The 21760-nt window shown below is 37.8% G+C and carries 18 protein-coding genes; 14 read left to right on the plus strand and 4 right to left on the minus strand.

Annotated elements, in window-relative coordinates:
* The first annotated feature begins 75 nt into the window (after positions 1 to 75).
* The 5 genes from JM81_RS07160 to JM81_RS07180 all read left to right on the plus strand — a co-directional run bounded on the left by JM81_RS07160 (position 76) and on the right by JM81_RS07180 (position 5192).
* Positions 76 to 1317 carry a DUF5103 domain-containing protein gene (locus JM81_RS07160; protein ID WP_144801775.1) on the plus strand — a complete coding sequence of 414 codons (1242 nt, stop codon included), beginning with the start codon at positions 76 to 78 and terminating at the stop codon, positions 1315 to 1317.
* A 25-nt stretch (positions 1318 to 1342) separates the two neighbouring features.
* Positions 1343 to 2467 (plus strand): DUF3667 domain-containing protein, encoded by a 1125-nt coding sequence (locus JM81_RS07165; RefSeq protein ID WP_144801778.1) that lies wholly within the window; start codon positions 1343 to 1345, stop codon positions 2465 to 2467.
* A 2-nt stretch (positions 2468 to 2469) separates the two neighbouring features.
* A complete protein-coding gene (apaG, locus tag JM81_RS07170) occupies positions 2470 to 2856 on the plus strand; it encodes a Co2+/Mg2+ efflux protein ApaG (protein ID WP_144801781.1) in 387 nt (128 codons plus the stop codon).
* An 83-nt stretch (positions 2857 to 2939) separates the two neighbouring features.
* A complete protein-coding gene (gene pruA, locus JM81_RS07175; RefSeq protein ID WP_144801784.1) occupies positions 2940 to 4568 on the plus strand; it encodes an L-glutamate gamma-semialdehyde dehydrogenase in 1629 nt (542 codons plus the stop codon).
* Between the two features lie 111 nt (positions 4569 to 4679).
* A complete protein-coding gene (locus tag JM81_RS07180; RefSeq protein WP_144801786.1) occupies positions 4680 to 5192 on the plus strand; it encodes a DinB family protein in 513 nt (170 codons plus the stop codon).
* 560 nt (positions 5193 to 5752) lie between these two features.
* Here JM81_RS07180 and rsmG read toward each other — a convergent pair.
* A complete protein-coding gene (gene rsmG / locus JM81_RS07185) occupies positions 5753 to 6388 on the minus strand; it encodes a 16S rRNA (guanine(527)-N(7))-methyltransferase RsmG (protein WP_144801789.1) in 636 nt (211 codons plus the stop codon).
* 119 nt (positions 6389 to 6507) lie between these two features.
* Between rsmG and JM81_RS07190 the strand changes: the two genes are divergently transcribed.
* Positions 6508 to 7608, plus strand: coding sequence for a fatty acid desaturase family protein (locus JM81_RS07190; protein ID WP_144801792.1), 1101 nt, complete (start codon positions 6508 to 6510; stop codon positions 7606 to 7608).
* 15 nt (positions 7609 to 7623) lie between these two features.
* A complete protein-coding gene (locus JM81_RS07195) occupies positions 7624 to 8814 on the plus strand; it encodes a pyridoxal phosphate-dependent aminotransferase (RefSeq protein WP_144801794.1) in 1191 nt (396 codons plus the stop codon).
* A 70-nt stretch (positions 8815 to 8884) separates the two neighbouring features.
* On the opposite strand, the gene JM81_RS07200 is transcribed toward JM81_RS07195, so the two are convergent.
* Together JM81_RS07200 and trkA are read right to left on the minus strand one after the other, a co-directional pair.
* Positions 8885 to 10378, minus strand: coding sequence for a TrkH family potassium uptake protein (locus JM81_RS07200; protein WP_144801797.1), 1494 nt, complete (start codon positions 10376 to 10378; stop codon positions 8885 to 8887).
* A 1-nt stretch (position 10379) separates the two neighbouring features.
* Complete coding sequence (trkA, locus tag JM81_RS07205) at positions 10380 to 11729, minus strand: Trk system potassium transporter TrkA (protein ID WP_089262277.1); 1350 nt, start codon at positions 11727 to 11729, stop codon at positions 10380 to 10382.
* 227 nt (positions 11730 to 11956) lie between these two features.
* Between trkA and ubiE the strand changes: the two genes are divergently transcribed.
* Positions 11957 to 12691 (plus strand): bifunctional demethylmenaquinone methyltransferase/2-methoxy-6-polyprenyl-1,4-benzoquinol methylase UbiE, encoded by a 735-nt coding sequence (ubiE, locus tag JM81_RS07210; protein WP_089262279.1) that lies wholly within the window; start codon positions 11957 to 11959, stop codon positions 12689 to 12691.
* Between the two features lie 55 nt (positions 12692 to 12746).
* Entirely contained in the window at positions 12747 to 13442 is a 696-nt protein-coding gene (locus JM81_RS07215; protein WP_089262282.1) for a porin family protein, read from the plus strand.
* Positions 13443 to 13491: 49 nt separating this feature from the next.
* On the opposite strand, the gene JM81_RS07220 is transcribed toward JM81_RS07215, so the two are convergent.
* Complete coding sequence (locus JM81_RS07220; protein WP_144801800.1) at positions 13492 to 14211, minus strand: TrmH family RNA methyltransferase; 720 nt, start codon at positions 14209 to 14211, stop codon at positions 13492 to 13494.
* A 54-nt stretch (positions 14212 to 14265) separates the two neighbouring features.
* Here JM81_RS07220 and JM81_RS07225 point away from each other — a divergent pair, with 54 nt between their 5' ends.
* From JM81_RS07225 to JM81_RS07245, 5 genes are all read left to right on the plus strand, one after another.
* Entirely contained in the window at positions 14266 to 16824 is a 2559-nt protein-coding gene (locus JM81_RS07225) for an outer membrane protein assembly factor (RefSeq protein ID WP_261374993.1), read from the plus strand.
* Positions 16825 to 16884: 60 nt separating this feature from the next.
* On the plus strand, positions 16885 to 17952 hold the full coding sequence (gene fbaA / locus JM81_RS07230) for a class II fructose-bisphosphate aldolase (protein WP_144801805.1): 1068 nt from the start codon (positions 16885 to 16887) through the stop codon (positions 17950 to 17952).
* A gap of 31 nt (positions 17953 to 17983) precedes the next feature.
* Positions 17984 to 18850, plus strand: a complete 867-nt coding sequence (gene accD, locus JM81_RS07235) for an acetyl-CoA carboxylase, carboxyltransferase subunit beta (RefSeq protein ID WP_089262479.1) — start codon at positions 17984 to 17986, stop codon at positions 18848 to 18850.
* A gap of 108 nt (positions 18851 to 18958) precedes the next feature.
* Complete coding sequence (gene rpsO / locus JM81_RS07240) at positions 18959 to 19228, plus strand: 30S ribosomal protein S15 (RefSeq protein WP_058106043.1); 270 nt, start codon at positions 18959 to 18961, stop codon at positions 19226 to 19228.
* Positions 19229 to 19440: 212 nt separating this feature from the next.
* Complete coding sequence (locus JM81_RS07245; RefSeq protein WP_089262292.1) at positions 19441 to 21663, plus strand: polyribonucleotide nucleotidyltransferase; 2223 nt, start codon at positions 19441 to 19443, stop codon at positions 21661 to 21663.
* The last annotated feature ends 97 nt before the right edge of the window (positions 21664 to 21760 follow it).

Genomic DNA, 21760 nt, shown 5'->3' on the forward strand with positions numbered 1-21760 from the left:
TAATTTAGACAATACAACGAGCTATATTTTTTAGGTATCGTTTTTGTTTACCTTTACCACGTAAAAAGCTATTAAATGCGTTATTTCGTTAAACTTATTATACTATTGGCATTTCTTCAAAACGTTGCTGCACAGGTCCAGGAAGAGGTAAATCCGCCAAACCATATTAAATCCATCATATTTAAAGGTCCAACGGACGATCAATTTCCCATCATAAAAATAGGTGAGCCTATTTACCTTGAATTTGATGATATACTGGCCAACGAACAGGACTATTATTATAAAATTACACATTGTGATTACGATTGGAACAAATCTGCACTTTTAAAATCCCAGTATCTTGATGGGGTGGACAACCAGCGTATCATCAATTACGAAAACAGCTACACAACTTTAGAGACTTATAGCAATTATCAATTGACCATACCTAATGACAATGTACGGCTCAAGGTAAGCGGCAACTATCTAATTGAAATTTACAACAACAATTACGAACTACAGTTTTCAAGAAGATTTGTTGTCTATAAGGATTTGGTCAATGTGGGGGCCAGTATTAAACGTTCGCGCGATTTTAATTATTTGAACGAAAAGCAAGTGGTCCAATTTACTATTCAGCCCAGTAGTTTACGTTTGGTGAACCCCAAAAAAGAGGTCAAGGTAGCCATTCTACAAAATTATTACTGGCCCACAGCCATATATGACATATCTCCACAATATACCATTGGCAGTGAACTTGTTTATAAATACGACCAAGAAACTGCATTTTATGGCGGTAACGAATTTTTACTGTTCGATACGAGCGACCTTAGAGCGCCCAGTTCCCAAATATCCAGTATAGAACTTTCTGATCTGTACAACCATTACCTATTTGCGGATAGCCCAAGGAACGACCAGTCATACACCTATTTTCCCGATATTAACGGAGATTTTGTTATCCGAACATTACAAGGTGACGATGCTTCTAGGGAAGCTGAGTATTCCTTGGTTCATTTTAGCCTGCCTTATACCGAATATATAGCATTGGACGATGTATACGTTTTTGGAAAATACAATAATTATGCATTGACGGATGAAAACAAAATGACCTATAACGAGAATACGGGCATGATGGAAGCAACTATTAAAATGAAGCAAGGATTCTACAATTATAAATATGTATTAAAAAACAATAAGGGTATAGATTTGAACGCCGTAGACGGAAATTTCCACTTTACCGAAAATAATTATGTTATTTTGGTTTATTACAGAAATTTTGGAGATATGTACGACAGTATTATTGGCGTAGGATCCGCCAATTCAAGAAATATAACCAACTAATGTATCTTTACGTTTTTCATCGCTTATGAAAAACCCACCAACCACCAGAACAACCGGCAGATACAAATTGCAATATAGAGGCGTTGAATGCCTTAATTGTGGTCATCCCTTAGACCTTAGCGATAAATACTGCCCAAATTGCTCCCAAGCAAACAGCACTAAAAAACTTTCACTTTTAGATTTTTTTGAAGAGTATTTTACCAATATCCTTTCTTATGACTCCAAAATCCTGCAAACGCTTACCGCGCTTCTTTTAAGGCCCGGAAAAATAACGAGGGACTATATTGCGGGCAAACGCCTTTCTTACACCAATCCTTTTAGATTTTTACTAAGCCTGGCCATAATTTATTTTCTATTGATCAGTATTAGCGGTGAATTTGAAAATTTGAACAAATTTGGTTCAGAAAACAAGGAATCCATCTTCAATTTCCAAAAGCAGATCAATACCATTGAATTTGATTCTGAAGAAGAAAAGAAACAAGCATTGGCCGCTATAGATTCGTTGAAAAAACAACAGTATATTGGCAATAAAATCAATAATAGGGATTCCATAATTCTTTCTAACCCAGTTCTTCATTTTAAAAATATAAATAACGATGGGGTTACAGAAAGATTTTTTAACAAGATACAGTTCTTCAATGCAGCTATTAAAAATGATACGATATTTAGTTTCACGGAAAGTGTAGCCAAATACGATCTGGCCAACTCTACCGAGAATGAAATGGCCTACAACCTATCCAATAGTTTGGTGGAAATAGAAAAAAGACCTGGTACTTTCGTAAATACCTTAATTTCAAAATCACCCTTTGCCACATTCTTCTTTCTACCTTTCTTTTCTTTGTTCATATGGTTGGCCTACATCAGAAAAAAACACACTTATACCGATCATTTAATCTTTAGTTTTCACAATCAATCGTTATTATTTATCTTGCTCATTGTTAGCTATTTGGTAAATGCCATTTTCAACTTTAGTAGTGAGGGTATTTTTATATTGATTTTCGCCCTCTATCTGTACAAGGCAATGCGAAATTTCTATCAACAAGGACGATTTAAAACGATTGTAAAATATGTATTCCTGAATTCTGTTTTTATAATTTTAGGAATCATTGCAATAACAATTTTAATAGCTGCTAGCGTATTTACATATTAAGTATGATCACACAGGTAACCAAGGGCATAAAAATATCGGTTCAGACCAGTTTTGAAGGTACTTTCTTTAAAAACTATAAAATGCATTATGCATTTGGGTATACGATATTCATTGAAAACCAAAGTAAGGATGCAGTACAGCTCACATCTCGCCATTGGAAAATATATGATTCCCTAAATGATATGGAAACATTGGACGGTGAAGGCGTTATAGGAAAAAAACCTGTTATCCAGCCAGGAGAATCACATACCTATAATTCCGGTTGCTTATTGACTTCACCTATCGGCGCCATGAAAGGTCACTACAACATGTCCAATTTTAACACCTCAGAAAAATTTAGGGTTTACATACCCACATTTAAGTTTAGTGCCCCATTTGCACTGAACTAACACTTTTTTAAACTACTTATTAGTTTTAAGTACAACACCGTTTTAGTACCTTTGGTCAACTTTTTAATTTAAAAAATTTGACAATGGGAAAAGGTTTTTTTCAAGTTCCAAAAGCTATTAACGAACCAATTAAAAGCTACGCTCCAGGCAGTCCTGAAAGGGCATTGGTTCTGGAACAATATAAAGCATATTATAGTGACCAAATAGATGTACCTATGTATATAGGTCCTGATGAAGTGCGTACTGGAAATACAAAACCTATGTCACCACCTCACGACCATCAGCATATAGTTGGCACCTACCATACGGCTACCAAAAAAAATATTCAAGATGCCATTGACAATTGCCTTACCTCTAGGGAGGAATGGGCCAATGTAAGTTGGGAACAACGTGCCTCTATATTCTTAAAAGCGGCCGATTTGATCGCAGGTCCTTACCGTTCAAAGATCAATGCGGCTACAATGATCGCCCAGTCAAAAAATATACACCAAGCTGAAATAGATGCGGCTTGTGAACTAATTGACTTTTTAAGGTTCAACGTGGAATACATGTCCCAAATCTATGCTGAGCAACCCGCATCAGCTGCAGGAATTTGGAACAGAGTGGAATATAGACCGCTTGAAGGCTTTGTATACGCAATTACACCTTTTAACTTTACCGCAATTGCCGGTAACTTACCAGCAAGTGCTGCCCTAATGGGCAATGTTGTGGTTTGGAAACCTAGCGATAGTCAGATATTTTCAGCAAAGGTTATCGTGGATATCTTTAAAGAGGCCGGTGTACCGGACGGGGTAATCAATGTGGTATATGGAGACCCGGTAATGATTACGGATACCGTACTGGCCAGTCCAGATTTTGCGGGAATTCACTTTACTGGCTCCACCCATGTATTTAAATCATTGTGGAAACAAATTGGAACCAATATAGATACCTACAAAACCTATCCAAGAATTGTTGGGGAGACCGGTGGCAAGGATTTTATTTTAGCACACCCTACCGCAAACACCAAACAAGTTGCTACGGCAATATCCAGGGGGGCATTTGAGTTCCAAGGTCAAAAATGTAGTGCGGCGTCTAGGGTTTATCTTCCCAAATCCACATCTAAGCAAATTTTGGACTTGGTTAAAGCGGATATCGATTCTTTTAACAAACCTGGTTCTCCAGAAGATATGTCCAACTTTATAACAGCAGTTATCCACGAAGGCTCTTTTGATAAATTGGCCAAATATATTGACCAGGCCAAAAAAGATACCCAAGCAGAAATTGTTGCCGGAGGTAATTATGATAAAACAAAAGGTTATTTCATTGAACCTACCGTGATTGTAACTACAGACCCAAAATACACAACCATGGAAACGGAACTTTTTGGCCCTGTAGTTACCGTATATATCTATGATGATGCAGAATGGAGCAAAACCCTTAAATTGATAGACACAACATCTGAATATGCTTTGACAGGCGCAGTACTTTCAAAGGATAGATATGCTATTGAAGAGGCTACCAAGGCGTTACAGAATTGCGCCGGTAATTTCTATATTAATGACAAACCTACCGGAGCAGTAGTTGGCCAGCAACCGTTTGGTGGCGCAAGAGCATCCGGAACAAACGATAAGGCTGGGTCCGCACAAAACTTATTGCGCTGGGTTTCCCCAAGGTTAATAAAAGAGACCTTTGTCACCCCAGAAGATTATAGATATCCCTTTTTAGGGTAATTTTTAAAAAAGGCCAAAATTGAATTCGGCCTTTTTTTATTGAAAATCTAAAAATAAAGAGGTACATTGAAGAATTAATCAATCTCTTATTTCTCACTTAACACACTTATTATGAAAAAGTTACTATTGTTACTTGCAGTATGCTGCTCCTGTATTTCATTTGCACAGGATGAACTGGCACAAAACACCATTAAGGCGGTTTTGGCCGGTAACCAATCTCAAGTTATACAACTTGCTGAAGCTTTCCCTGATGATAAATATGATTGGCGACCTACGGAAGGGGTCAATTCGGTTGGCGAGGCTTTATTACATGTAGCGGGCGGAAATTATTTTTTAGCCTCTAAACTGGGTTTTGCTCCCCCAGAAGATGTCGATTTAATGAACTTGGGCAAAATAACCGGTAAGGAAAATATTATAGCAGCATTAAAAAAATCCAATGATTTTGTCCTTGAAAAGATTACCATGGTAGAGGACGGACAATTAAACGATGAAGTGGATTTTGGGTTTATGAAAGCAAATAAATTAGGCGGACTTCTTGCGATTATGGAACATAACGGCGAACATAAAGGACAACTAATAGCTTATGCCAGATCAAACGATATTGTTCCACCTTGGAGCAAATAACATCAAAAAGTATTAAGTAATTCTAGCCTTTAATCATTCATTGATTGAAGGCTTTTTCTTTTGCGAAACTATTGATCTTTCATGGAATCTTCCAAAAAACTGTTTTTACAACAAAGCCAATTGCCCTACATACTGCTTGCCCTTATAAGGACTACAACCTAAAATACATCACTGTAGATAATTTTTAAATGCAATGGTAAATTGAAAAAAAATAAATTCTTTAATATTTAAATCAATTCCAATTTTTTACCATGCACGGATTTTTATATGAACAAAAATCATAATAGGTGAATAGTTTAAAACGGCGAAGGTTTATATAAGCGCATTAATGACAAACACAATATCAATGTAAATTTAACGTTAATTAATTGTAAATTAAAGGTAAATTTACGAAATTCAAGTTCACCTTAAATTTAGTCTGCTATGAAAACTTCAACAAAGATTGTTAAAAAAGCTAGTTTCCATATTGCAACTTGGAACGCTGTAAAACTATTTGTTCAAAAATACAGAAGAGCTTACTACCAAGCTTTTAGCCTGTAAATATTGAAACACAATGTATACTACCCCTTAAATTTTAAGGGGAGATACACCATTTTTTTAGTTTCAAAAAAATCTTCCTTAAAATAATCCGTCAAATCATAAATTTTGGCCGTCTTGTAATCCTTAAGTTCCTCTAACAAATCCCCTCCCTTTAAATACAATATTCCATTACGGATTTCATGTTCGGACTCTTTTTTTATTTTTCCTTTGACCCAATGTACAAAGGTGGGCATAGCGGCAACCGCCCTACTCACAATAAAATCAAATTGCCCAGGTATTTCCTCTACACGCTTGTTAACGGTAGTGACATTGGTCAACTGCAAACCTTCAACAACCTCATTGACCACCTTTATTTTTTTTCCTATGGAATCTACCAAGGTAAAATGAACTTCAGGAAATAAAATGGCCAAGGGTATACCGGGAAAACCACCTCCAGTACCCACATCCAATATTGAAGCTCCATTATTGAACGAAGTGAATTTTGCAATAGCCAAAGAATGTAAGACATGTCTAAGATATAATTCATCGATATCTTTTCTGGATACCACGTTAATCTTTTGATTCCAATCCTTATATAATTCTTCTAACTTCTTAAATTGTTGTTTTTGGTTTTCCGATAAATTGGGAAAATATTCAAATATGGTTTCAACAGTCATCCGTATCTTTGTAAATAGATTTTATTAGTATATTCACTTTTGCAAAGATTTCGCTTTTAATTAAGCTATCAAACTATTATACATTCATTTAAGTTATAAAAAATTAATATTACCCCATTATGGAACAAAAAACCATACGTTTCTCAAGAACGGATTCTGCAAAGTTCTTCAAGACCTTGAACAGCAGAGTAAACGATTATTTTAAAACCAATAAGTTGAAAAAAACAGGAAACTGGAAATTACACCTTAAAACGGTAGTAATGTTCACCCTTTTCCTTGCACCCTATTTTTTAATATTGACATTAGGCTTGCCCACTTGGGCCAATTTACTTTTAACAATAGTAATGGGAATTGGTATGGCAGGTGTAGGCATGAACGTAATGCACGATGGCAACCATGGTGCATACTCCAATAAAAAATGGGTAAATAAACTAATGGGCAGCAGTATTTACATATTGGCCGGTAATGTATACAATTGGCAAGTACAGCATAATGTACTACACCATACCTATACCAATATCCATGAACATGATGAAGATATGGAAGCTGGTAGAATATTACGTTTTTCCAAACATGCCGAATGGAAAAAACACCATAGATTTCAACATTTTTACTCTGTTTTCCTATACGGCCTATTGACCTTCAATTGGGCCATTACTACAGATTTTCAACAAATGTATCGGTATATGAAACGTAAATTATCATATGGAAAACTACCGAGCGCCACATTAAATTGGAGTACATTGATCATTACCAAAATTTTATACATTACTATTTGGATCGTTATTCCCATGCTAATATTGGTTATTGCTTGGTGGAAAATATTGATCGGCTTTTTTCTAATGCATTATGTAGCGGGTGTTATCCTGAGTGTCGTTTTTCAACTTGCACATATTGTAGATGATGCGGACACTCCGTTACCAGATCAATCCGGAACAATGAAAAACACTTGGGCCATTCACCAATTGTTTACTACGGTCAATTTTGGAACTAAGAACAAGATCGTAAACTGGTTTACCGGTGGCTTGAACCATCAAGTAGAGCACCATATCTTTCCAAATATCAGTCATGTACATTACACAAAAATTTCCAAAATTGTGAAACAGACCGCACAGGAGTTTAATTTGCCATACCACGAGTATAAAACTACCAGAAAAGCTATAATTTCGCACTTTAGACATTTAAAGGAATTAGGCAAGGAGCCTTCATTACAATATTAGAAATTTAAAGTACCTATGAGCAATCAACTTTCGGATAGGATTAACAGTGTTACACCGTCAGCTACTTTAGAAATGGCTGCAAAGGCCCGTGAATTAAGAGCCGCTGGAAAAGATATTATTGGCTTAAGTCTAGGCGAACCGGATTTTAATACCCCTGATTATATTAAGGAGGCGGCTATACAGGCCATCAACGACAACTACAACTCATACTCTCCAGTAGATGGGTATGTAGATTTAAAAAAGGCAATTATCACTAAATTCAAAAGAGATAATAACCTTACTTATGACCCTGCACAAATTGTTGTATCCGCAGGTGCAAAACAATCATTGTACAATGTAGCCCAGGTAATCTTGAACCCTGGTGACGAAGTTATTTTACCTTGCCCATATTGGGTAAGTTATAGTGATATTGTAAAACTGGCAGATGGGGTCCCCGTGGAAGTTCCTACAACCTTGGAGAACGATTTTAAGATGACCGCACAGCAGTTGGAAGCGGCCATAACGCCTAAAACCAAGATGCTTTGGTATAGCTCACCTTGTAATCCTAGCGGCTCTATATATAGTAAAGACGAGTTACGTGCCTTGGCCGATGTGTTACAAAAACACCCGCAAATCATAGTGGTAAGTGATGAAATTTACGAACATATCAATTATGGTGTCACAAAACATGCTTCTATGGCAGAGTTTGAGGACATGTACGATCGCACTGTAACGGTAAATGGTGTTGCAAAGGCATTTGCTATGACCGGATGGCGAATAGGATATATTGGTGCACCAGCATATATTGCCAGAGCTACCAACAAACTACAGGGCCAAGTTACCAGTGGATCAAACTGTATTGCACAACGTGCGGTAATTACAGCATTGGAAGAATCTCCAGACCGTATTCAGTATATGGTAGATGAGTTCAAGGAACGTCGCAAATTAATATTGGACCTATTGAACGATATTGAAGGTTTTAAATGCAATGAGCCTGAAGGGGCGTTCTATGTATACCCAGATGTAACTTCTTTTTTTGGCAAGACATTCAATGGTACAACAATAAATAACGCTTCTGATTTTTCCATGTATATTTTAGAGGCTGCCAATGTTGCCACCGTTACAGGCGATGCATTTGGTAATGGAAATTGTATTCGTATATCATACGCCGCCTCTGTAAAGGAAATTAAAGATGCAATGTCAAGAATTAAGGAAGCGTTAAAATAAAATTACCGCTTACTTATTCGTAAATAAAAGTCTCTTCTAACGAAGGGACTTTTTTATTGCCCAAATTCAATTAGGTATTCTTCCAAAAATAAGGCGTTAAGAGAATCAATACGGTAAATAACTCCAACCTGCCGGCCAACATTAAAAATCCGCACCACCATTTGGCCAATACCGGCAAGCCATTAAAGTTACTGACAGGATTTAAACTACCTAGGGCAGGACCAACATTGCCCAACGAAGATGCGGAACCGCCTATGGCAGATTCAAAATCCAACCCTATAAAACCTAGTACTAGGGCGCCTATGATAAACAACAACATATAAAGCACAAAAAAACCAATGATGTTATAGACAATTTTTTCCTTGACCGTTTTATTGTTATAACGAACGGGAATTATGGCATTGGTATGTAAGGTTCGTTTAAATTCCAACACACCATTCTTTATAATAAGCAGATGCCTCATTACCTTAATGCCCCCAGCGGTAGAACCTGCGGACCCTCCTAAAAAAAATAGGCCAAAAAAGAATACGGTCAAAAATGGTGTCCATTGCGTAAAATCCGCACTAACAAAACCAGTAGTGGTTATCACCGATACAATTTGAAAAAGTGCATGTCTAAAAGCACTTTCAGCATTTCCTAAAACCATAGGATACCCCGGTGTCATATCCGTTATGTTAGCCTTATAATAAATTACGACTGCGACAATTAGTGTAAAGACCAGAACAAAACCGGCATAATATCTAAACTCTTCATCCTTGAAGACTTTTTGAAACCTTCCTTTAAAAGCAAAATAGCTCAATACAAAATTACTTCCCGCCAAAAACATAAAGAAGATAACGATATATTGTATTAAGGGCTGATCGTTCCAATGGGCAAGACTAGCATTTTTAGTGGAGAAACCACCTGTGGACAGTGTAGCCATAGCATGGTTTATGGCATCGAAAAAAGACATTCCGGCTACTTGCAAAAGTATGGTTTCCGCTATGGTATATCCAAAATAGATCAACCATAAACGTTTGGCCGTATCGGTAATCCTAGGGTGCAATTTATCCCCGCTTGGCCCAGGTGCTTCTGCGGAAAAAAGCTGCATACCGCCTATTCCCAATAAAGGCAATATTGCTATGGCCAATACAATAATTCCCATACCACCTATCCAATGGGTTAAACTTCGCCAGAACAAAATACCTTCCGGCATGGCTTCAATATCGTCCATTATGGAAGCTCCAGTAGTAGTATACCCGCTAACGGTCTCAAAAAAAGCATTGGTGATATCCGGTATAGCCCCGCTAAACAGATAGGGCAACATACCGGAAATGGACATCACGATCCAACCAAAAGTTACTATAATATATCCTTCTTTTTGCTTAACTTCTTTTTTATGACCCCTTGTATAATACATGGCAAAAACGCCTACAAACATTGTTGTAATGGAAGCCAAGGTTATACTTAATGTAGCACCGTCCTTATAAACACCACTGATCACCGCGGCCACAAGCATAAACCCCCCATTACAGAGTAAAAGAAGTCCCATTAAATGGAATATGATTCTTAGATTAAGCTGCATACTAAAGGAACATTCGTTCTATTTTAGGAATCTCTGATGGCAAACAACATACTACGACCCTGTCACCTTCCTTGATCTTGAATCCACCTAGGGCAATATGGCCAACTCCATCCCTTACAACTCCACCTATGGTAGCTGCCTTAGGAAAATCCAAGTCCCTAATAATAGATCCGGTAACCTTGGAATTTCTTTTGACGATAAATTCCAACAGTTCGGCATTTAAATTGTTCAAGCGCATTAAAGCTACGACCTCACCTTTTCTAATATGCCTAAAAATATTGTTGGCCGCCAATAATTTTTTATTGATCAACGTATCTATACCAATAGAGTGCGAAAGCTGAAAATAATCCATATTCTCTACCAAGGCAATGGTCTTTTTTATATGTTTAGACTTCGCCACCAGGCAAGACATGATATTGGTTTCGGAATTACCGGTTACGGCAATAAACGCATCCATGGATTCTAAACTTTCTTCCTCCAATAATTCAACATTTCTACCATCCCCGTTGATGATTAACGCGTTGGGCAATTCATCTGCCAGGTCAAATGCCTTTTCCTTGTTCTTTTCAATTAACTTAACATTGAATTTATTGGCACATAGATCGCGGGCAGTTTTGTATCCTACCTTACTGCCACCCAATATCATTACATTCTTTATTTCGGCTTTTTTCTTTCCTGTAAGTTTATATAATTCATCAACACCTTCCTTAACTGTTATAAAGTATACTTGGTCACCTTCCTTGAACAAGGTATCTCCTCTGGGAATTACCGTGTATTGTGTACCAGTACGTTGCAGGGCAATGGGCATAAAATGAAGTTCAGGAAAAATATTTGCGGCCTCCTTTACCATTTTACCCACGAACGGTGCTGATTTAATTAAGGAAACCCCTACCATGATCAACTCCCCTTCCTCAAACTCATAAGTATCGTTAAAAGCGGATTTATTCAGCAACAATTGTATTTCAGTAGCAGCTAATGCCTCAGGGGAAATTAATTCATCGATCCCTAGATCAGAAAACCTTAAAAGATCTTTGTGCTTTATAAATTCTGTATTGGAAATCCTGGCAATGGTACGTTTACAACCTAATTGTTTTGCCAACATGCACAACGTTAAGTTCGTTGTTTCAGAGGAAGTTACCGCAATAACTAGATCAGAATCCTGAACCTGGGCATCACGCAATACTTCAATAGAGGTTGCATCGCCTTTTAAAACCCGTATATCCAAATGATTGTCCGCATATGCAAGACTTTCCTTTTGACTATCGATCAAGGTTATATCCTGTGATTCATAGGAAAGTAATTTGGCCAAATGAAAGCCAACCTCTCCAGCACCAGCAATTATAATCTTCATTTATATTGTTAGACCGCTAAACATCAAGATATTACTAGAAGTTACTTCTTTACCTATGAACAATGGTAAAACTATCTTGATAATCGTAGCAATTATTATGGGGCAAAATTACATAATTTAATTAGTTTATTATTTATTTTCAGTTCTTTAACCTAACATGGTGCAACCCTGACCATAAAATTAGAATTAAGCATGTGGTATATTGTATCTTTGTGAAAAAATTTGCGATGTCACAAAAAGTTACACCTTACAAAGATTCTGAGCTTGGCAAAAAAGAACAGGTCACCAAGATGTTCGATACCATTTCTACAAATTATGATGGCTTAAATCGTGTAATCTCTTTTGGTATAGATATTAAATGGCGAAAAAAAGTGGTTGAACTATTAAAAAAAGAACAGCCAAAATCTATTTTGGACATTGCCACCGGTACAGGAGATTTGGCCATAGCCCTAGTCGATACAGGGGCTAAACGAATAGTTGGCTTAGATATATCTCCCGGTATGCTATCCGTTGGAAAAGAGAAAGTAAAAAATAAAGATTTGGACCATACTATTGAGATGGTCGTTGGCGATAGTGAAAACCTAAGTTTTGAAGACAATACTTTTGACGCCGTTACCGTATCTTTTGGGGTGCGTAATTTTGAGACCTTAACCACAGGAATGGCCGAAATACTACGTGTTTTAAAGCCAAATGGTACATTGGTTATCCTGGAAACCTCCGTACCCACCAAAACCCCATATAAACAAGGGTACCGTTTTTACACCAAAAACATTCTTCCATTAATAGGAAAACTTTTCTCCAAGGACAATTCCGCCTACGGTTATTTAAGTGAATCTGCCTCGGTTTTTCCACATGGTGAAAAGTTCAACAATATTTTACGGGAAATTGGGTTTATAGATGTAACGAACAAACCTCAAACATTTGGGGTGGCATCTATCTATATTGCAAAAAAGTCCGCTTAAGGAAATAAAAATTTGCTTTATGGATTAATTGCTTTACAATCGTAAACCAGGATATATGAAGATATGGTTTTTTATACCCGTATTGGTATTGATGACAACAACTTCGTTAAGTGCCCAATTTAACGAAAACCCTATACTAAACAAGCAGAACGAAGACAAAAAGTTCTTGAACTGGGGCTATTTCCTAGGATTGAACCAATATGACTTTAAGTTTGAATACAAAGAAAATGCTCCTGATATTCTAGTTAGCAAAAGTTTTGGTTTCAACGTGGGACTTATAGGAGAAATGCGTTTGAACGATCACTTGGACTTGCGCTTTGAACCCGGACTTCATTATGGTTCTAGATTGTTGGGTTTTCCGGGATTTGACGAGGAACGCGATGCCATTAGGGAAGTTAAATCAACTTACATCAATTTTCCCATCCTATTAAAAGCGAGCGCCAAAAGATTTGGAAACTGGAAACCTTTTGTTATTGGTGGGGGCTCTAGAAGTTTAAACCTTGGCAGCAATGAAGAAAGTTTGGACGATAATAGCTCTGGCACCTTTAGAATGAAAAAATGGGTCTACAATTACGAACTAGGCTTTGGTATTGATTTTTATTTGGAATATTTTAAATTCACCCCATCTATCCGTGGCGTATTTGCCATAACCGATGAACTGGTACCGGACCTTGACCCCAACAGCCCATGGACGGGAAATATTGAATCCATGAAAACTCGCGGCATCTTCATCAATTTTACCTTCGAATAGACATTTGAAATTAGTAAAAGTCAAAAAAAAAGTAATGGTTTACACTCCACTACTTTCTTATTTCATGTAATAAAATTGCCGTTGCGGAAGCTACATTTAAACTTTCCGTAGTTTGGTTACCAAATTGCGGTATGGCTATTTTGTCTGTACACAATTCAGTAACTCTACTTGAAATGCCCTTGCCTTCGTTTCCCATGACCATAATTCCTTTTTTAGGCAATGAATAGGTATTGATATTGGACCCATCCATAAAAGTGCCATAAACGGGCAGGTCTGCTGACCTTAAAAAGGAATCCAAATCTACATAATGTACGTTAACCCTGGCAATAGATCCCATAGTGGCCTGTAGAACCTTGGCATTGTAGCAATCCACGGTATCCAACGAACAGACTATATCCGTTACCCCAAACCAATCGCACAAACGTATGATAGTCCCTAAGTTACCCGGATCCTGTACGCCATCCAACACCATAATCCAGTCAGACAGAATATCCATTTCTTTTTTTGGGATGTGGAAAACCCCTAAATACCCATTGGGGTTCTTTAAACTACTGATCTGTGCCAATTCTTTTGCAGAAATTAAATTGACCCTACTGTCTCCCAAGTTAAGCTCATTGGGTGCCGTTGCAAAAATTCCGTAGCATTTAAAATTAGAGCCCACCAATTCCTCAATGGACTTTTTTCCTTCAATAACAAACAGCCCGTGTTCATTTCGGTACTTTTTTTGCTGTAGACTTTTGATAAGTTTCAATTCACTTTTGACAACCATACAAATAATGTATTTTTGATTTCTATGAGGACGGCACTTTGCTCCAAAAACAACATGGCTAAATTAAGCTTATTATCCCTACTGGCAATAGTCTTGCTATCCTGCAACTCACTTAAAAAAGTAGAGGAAGATGAATATTTGGTGACCAAAAACCTAATTTATGCAGATTCTGTAAAAATTAATAATGAAGAACTGGAAAGTCTCATATACCAAAAACCCAATTCTACAGTTTTAGGCTACCCTCTGCGACTTAATTTGTACAATCTCGCCAAAGAAAACCCAGATTCATCGTACAATGCATGGTTAAATAAAAAGGAAAATAGAAAAAAAAGACTGGAAAAACTCTTGTCCACCAAGCAAGTAAACCGTTTGGGAGAATCCTTTCTAGTAAAAGGCTTAAGCGAATGGCTAAAGGATATAGGTGAAGCACCAACAATACTGGACACCACAAGAACACGCCTGAGCCTTGCGAGGCTTAGCGCCTATTACCAAGGTAAAGGGTATTTTACAAATAATACCAGCTATCTAATCGATACCACCAAAAACAAAAGAAAAGCCAAGGTCAATTATCAAGTATCCCTTGGGGAACCCTATATAATAGACTCGCTTTCCAACGATATTTCATCTACGGCAATTGATTCGCTTTATTTTTTAAATTCCGCTAATTCATTGGTCAAAGAGGGTCAACAGTTTGATTTGGCCAATTTTAATATGGAACGGGAGCGACTAACCGGAATATTCAGAAACAGTGGTATACGCAACTTTCAGGAAAGCTCTATAACATTTGATATTGTTAGGGACACCGTTAAATCTGCGGATGACCAGAAAATGAACATTACCCTTAACATAGGCGATCTAAAAATAAGAGGCGAAAATGAAGTGACTACATCTGCCTACAAGGTAGAAAAGATCAACAAAATCAATATTTATACTGATTATTTATCGACTTCAACATTAGATTCCATCAACATTATTGAGTACGGGGACTATACCATCCACTACTCCCCCAATTTTGACATTAAGCCAAAAACTTTGGCCAATGCCATATTTTTTAAAAAGGACAGTATTTACCGGGATGTAGATAAAATACGTACCTCAAGACAACTCAATGCCTTAAACATATTTAAGTATCCTAATATTATTTTTGAAGCGGATAGTCTGGGAAACAAAGTAAATACCAATATTTATTTGGCACCCAAACCCAAATATTCACTGGGAACCAATTTTGAAGTAAGCAGATCTAACCTGAGAAGATTAGGTGTGGGGCTTGGAACCACCTTACTTATACGGAATATTTTTAAAGGGGCAGAAAATTTAAGTATCTCTGCAGATGGTGCTTATGGCTTATTAAGTAACAATACTTTTGAAGCCAACTATTTTTCAGAATTTGGGGGCGATATTACGTTAGATTTTCCACGTATCTGGTTTCCCTTTATCAATACGTCCAAATTAATTCCCAATTATACCCTGCCAAAGACCCGTATTGCCATTGGCACCAGTTTTCAGAACAATATAGGTCTTGACAAACAGACGTTCAACAATGTATTGGGTTACAATTGGGTCCCCAGTGATTTTGTTAACCATAATGTAGAATTACTTAATATACAATTTGTTAGAAATGTGAACAGCAATAGGTTTTTCAATGTATACCGAAATACCTTTGAACGTTTGGACGATATTGCAGATAGATATGAAACCGAACCTGAACTGGCAGAATTTTTTGAATCTGACTCTGACCCGGATGACCCCACATTAATCATCCCATCAGGAACGACTGGTTTTATCAATGCTGTGGAAAACGGAATCATTGCCACCTCAACAACGGACTTTAACGATGTCACTAGGCTAGAGGAAAGAAGAAAAAGATTAACGGACAACAACCTCATCTTTGCTACCAACTACACCTTTAACAAAACCAATAGGGAGGGTATTGTGGATAATAGTTTTTATCAATTTAGGTGGAAACTAGAAAGTGCCGGCAATCTGCTGTCCGCCTTTTCGAACTTTATTCCTTTCAACAAAAATGACGATGAGCAATTATTGGTATTTGGCGTGCCGTTTTCACAATATATCAAGAATGAGTTCGAATATGTTAAATATTGGGACCTCTCCCGCTCCAACGTTTTGGCCACTAGGGCATTTTTCGGCATTGCCATACCCTACGGAAATTCTGACAACATTCCTTTTGTACGAAGTTATTTTGCAGGTGGATCTAATGATAACCGTGCTTGGTTCCCCTATTCCCTAGGTCCGGGAAGTGTTTCGGCAGTCAATGATTTTAACGAGGCCAATCTAAAATTGGCGCTAAACCTAGAATATAGGTTTCCTATTGTAGGCGATATCAATGGTGCTATTTTTGCTGATGCGGGAAATATATGGAACGTATTTGACAATGTAGAGGATTCCAATGCCACTTTTGACAGTTTTGCATCGTTAAAGGACATTGCACTGGGCACGGGCCTTGGCTTACGATATGATTTTACATATTTCCTGTTCCGTTTGGATTTAGGCTTTAAAACCTATAACCCTGCTGAAATACAGTCAGAAAGATGGTTCAAAGATTATAATTTTGCCAATGCCGTTTTACAAATAGGCATTAACTATCCCTTTTAAATATAATTGTTTTATTACTTTTGTTTTTCATTTTTTAAGAAACTAAAAGACCACTCAATTATGGCTCACAATATCAAACCGGGAGTAGCTACCGGAGACGAAGTTCAAGCAATATTCAATTACGCAAAGGAAAAGGGTTTTGCTTTGCCAGCCGTTAACGTTATTGGTTCAAACACCATTAATGCCGTTCTGGAAACCGCAGCAACCTTAAATTCTCCCGTAATTATACAATTCTCCAATGGTGGAGCACAGTTCAACGCTGGTAAGGGACTTTCTAACGAAGGCCAAAAAGCAGCTATACAAGGTGCAATTGCCGGAGCAAAGCATGTACACCAATTGGCAGAAGCTTATGGTGCTGTAGTAATCCTACATACGGATCACTGTGCCAAAAAATTATTGCCTTGGATAGACGGACTATTGGATGCCAGTGAAAAGAATTATGCAGAAACCGGAAAATCACTTTTCAGCTCACACATGATAGACCTTTCAGAAGAACCTTTGGAAGAGAACATAGAAATCTGTAAAGGATATTTGGAGCGCATGAGCAAAATGGGAATGACCTTGGAAATTGAATTAGGTATCACAGGCGGTGAAGAAGATGGTGTCGACAATTCAGATGTTGATGATTCCAAACTTTATACACAACCGGAAGAAGTAGCTTACGCCTATGAAGAACTTTCTAAGGTTAGTCCAAAATTCACCATAGCGGCAGCTTTTGGAAACGTTCATGGCGTATATAAGCCTGGTAACGTAAAGTTGACCCCAAAGATCCTTTTGAATTCACAAGAGTTTATATCTAAAAAATACAATGTAGGACATAACCATATTGACTTTGTTTTCCATGGTGGTTCTGGTTCTACCGTAGAGGAAATAAGGGAAGGTATTAGCTATGGTGTTATTAAGATGAATATAGATACAGATTTGCAATATGCATTTTTAGCAGGTGTTCGTGACTATGTTCAAGATAACAACGAATACTTACAGGCACAGATCGGTAACCCTAAAGGTGCGGACGAGCCAAATAAAAAATTCTACGATCCAAGAGTTTGGTTAAGAAAAGGGGAAATTACCTTTGTAGAGCGTTTAAAGAAAGCGTTTGAAGATTTAAATAACGTTAATACGCTATAACCAACATTAAGGTAACTTATAAATGGATGATATGACGGCTTGGTTTAAGAGAAAGGAAAAAGGAATACAGACTTCTACGGAAGAGAAGAAAGACACACCAAAAGGCCTGTGGTACAAATCTCCCACAGGTAAAATTGTGGAGTCAGAAGATTTGGCCAAAAATTTTTACGTAAGTCCAGAAGATGATTACCATGTAAGGATTGGTAGTAAGGAATATTTTGAAATCCTATTTGACAACAACAAATTTACCGAGCTTGACGCCAAATTGACCTCAAAGGACCCGTTAAAGTTCGAGGATACCAAAAAATACGCGGAACGCTTAAAGGCGGCACAGAAAAAAACCGGCTTAAAGGATGCGGTCAGAACAGGATATGGCAAATCTCTAGGAAAAGATTTAGTGGTTTGCTGTATGGACTTTAAGTTCATTGGTGGATCAATGGGTAGCGTTGTTGGAGAGAAAATTGCAAGAGGTATAGATTATGCCATTAAAAAGAAGGTACCCTTTATGATGATTTCAAAATCTGGTGGTGCACGTATGATGGAAGCCGCGCTTTCATTAATGCAACTAGCAAAGACATCGGCCAAATTAGCCCAATTATCAGAAGCCGGACTACCGTATATTTCCTTATGTACCGATCCAACAACAGGGGGTACAACGGCATCATATGCCATGCTTGGCGACATTAATATTGCAGAGCCGGGAGCATTGATCGGATTTGCTGGCCCACGTATTGTCAAGGATACTACAGGGAAAGAACTTCCCGAAGGCTTTCAGTCCTCTGAGTTTTTATTGGAGCACGGGTTCTTGGATTTTATCTCGCATAGAAAGGACCTTAAAAGAAAAATTAACCTTTATATAGATTTGATACAAAACAATCCGGTAAGAAAAGAAGCGTAATCCTATGTTTTCTTTTTAAAAAGTTCTCAGATTTCAAAAAAAGAGTATCTTTGCGCCCTGATTGAAAATCAATCAACATACATAAAAATCATTTAAAACAATATTGGAATGTATTTATCTAAAGAAGTAAAGGCCGAAATTTTTAAAAAATACGGCGGTAGTGCAGAGAACACTGGCTCTACGGAAGGACAGATTGCTTTGTTTACTCACCGTATCAACCATTTAACCGGTCACTTGAAAAAAAACCACAAAGACTACAACACTGAGCGTTCACTTGTAAAACTAGTGGGTAAGAGAAGAAGTCTTCTTGATTATATGATCAAAAATGATATTGTAAAATACAGAGAGCTTATTAAAGAGCTTGGTATTAGAAAATAATAATGCAAAAGGGGATAGGCAACTATCCCCTTTTTTTAAGATTACTCCGTGCCTTGGGAGATTATACCTATCATTGGTAAAGGCGAACACAAAAAGCTACACACGGTTTTTCATTGGTCAACACAACAACACAACAACTCCGACCAGAGAAGATTAAGTCGGAAAGACCATTGTTTAACAAATCTGTCATGCACAGATTTTAATCGAATTTTATGATTCCAAAAGTATTTAAAGAGGTCATTGACCTTGGTGACGGTAGGGAAATCTCTATTGAAACCGGTAAATTGGCAAAGCAGGCCCATGGTTCTGTTGTTGTACAATCTGGAAAATGTATGTTATTATGTACAGTTGTTTCCAATTACAAACAAAGTGATGTGGACTTTCTTCCACTTACGGTAGATTACCGTGAAAAATTTGCGGCCGCAGGTCGTTACCCTGGTGGTTTCTTTAAAAGAGAAGCTAGACCAAGTGATGGTGAAGTATTGACTATGCGTTTAGTAGATCGCGTATTACGTCCACTTTTTCCTAAGGATTATCATGCCGAGACCCAGGTAATGATCCAATTAATGTCACATGATCCGGAAGTTATGCCAGATGCTATGGCAGGACTAGCCGCTTCGGCAGCAATTCAACTTTCAGATTTCCCGTTTGAATGTGCCATTTCTGAAGTAAGGGTAGGTAGACTTAACGGAAAATTCATCATTAACCCCTCTTTGTCCCAATTGGCAGAGTGTGATATTGATATGGTTATTGGTGCTTCTGCCGATTCTGTAATGATGGTTGAAGGTGAAATGGATGAAATTTCCGAAGAGGAAATGACAGAAGCCATTAAATTTGCCCATGAGGCCATTAAAGTACAATGTGCCGCACAAATTAGATTGGCCGAAGCTTTTGGCAAAAAAGAAGTACGTGAGTACGAGCCGGAAAGAGAAGATGAGGAGCTAGCCAAAAAAATTCATGATATGGCGTACGATAAGGTTTATGCAGTAGCAAAGGCCGGATCCGCAAAGCATGAAAGAAGTGCTTCATTTAGTGAGATAAAAGATGAAATCACCGCTTCTTTTACCGAAGAGGAACAAGCAGACTATGGTTCGTTGATTTCCAAATATTACTATAAGGCAGAAAAAGCTGCCGTAAGAGACCTTACATTAAACGAAGGGTTGCGTTTAGATGGCCGTAAGACCACTGACATCAGACCAATTTGGTGTGAGGTGGACTACTTACCATCAACCCACGGTTCTGCAATCTTTACCAGGGGAGAAACCCAAGCTTTGGCAACGGTAACACTAGGAACATCTAGAGATGCCAACCAAATAGACATGCCATCACAAGAAGGTGAAGAGCGTTTTTACCTTCATTATAATTTCCCTCCATTCTCAACAGGTGAAGCAAGACCAATTCGTGGTACTTCACGTAGGGAAGTTGGTCACGGAAATTTGGCACAACGTGCATTAAAAGGTATGGTTCCTGAAGATTGCCCATACACGGTAAGAGTTGTTTCAGAAGTGCTGGAATCTAACGGTTCTTCCTCTATGGCAACGGTTTGTTCCGGAACTATGGCATTAATGGATGCCGGTGTACAATTGAAAAAACCAGTTTCCGGTATTGCTATGGGATTGATATCCGATGCATCAACCGGCAAATATGCGGTTCTTTCAGATATCTTAGGTGATGAAGATCATTTAGGAGATATGGATTTTAAAGTTACGGGTACCGCAGACGGAATTACCGCTTGCCAAATGGATATCAAAGTAAAAGGTTTGTCCTATGAAATTTTAGTAAATGCATTAAAACAAGCAAGGGATGGCCGTTTACACATTTTGGAAAAATTGACCGATACCATCGCTGCACCGAATGCTGACGTAAAAGAGCATTCACCAAAAATGATTACCAGAAGAATTCCTAACGAATTCATTGGAGCATTGATCGGACCAGGCGGAAAGGTTATTCAGGAAATGCAAAAAGAAACAGAAACAACGATTGTTATCAACGAAGATCCAGTTACCGAGGAAGGTATCGTGGAAATATTAGGTGTTGGTAATGAAGGCATTAATGCCGTAATGGCAAAAATTGATGCTTTGTTGTTCAAACCAGAAGTTGGTAGCGTATACGAAGTCAAAGTCATTAAAATGTTAGATTTTGGTGCCGTAGTGGAGTATATTGATGCTCCTGGCAACGAAGTACTACTTCATGTTTCCGAATTGGCTTGGGAAAGAACTGAAAACGTGAGCGATGTTGTTAACATGGGCGATGTTTTCGATGTTAAATATTTTGGTATAGACCCAAGAACAAGAAAGGAAAAAGTATCTCGTAAAGCACTTTTACCAAAACCGGAAGGTTTTAAGGAAAGACCGCCACGTGACGATAAGCGTAGAGATGACCGCCGTGGAAACGACCGTAATCGCGATCGTGACAGAAAGCCAAGAAGGGATTAATCTTCTTAAGTTTATAAAAAAAAAGCCTTAACATTTAATGTTGGGGCTTTTTTTATGCATTTCAACGGAAAAATCAATTTTTTTTTACCCTTTTGTA

This window comes from Maribacter sp. MAR_2009_72 (assembly GCF_007827235.1).
Lineage (GTDB): Bacteria > Bacteroidota > Bacteroidia > Flavobacteriales > Flavobacteriaceae > Maribacter > Maribacter sedimenticola.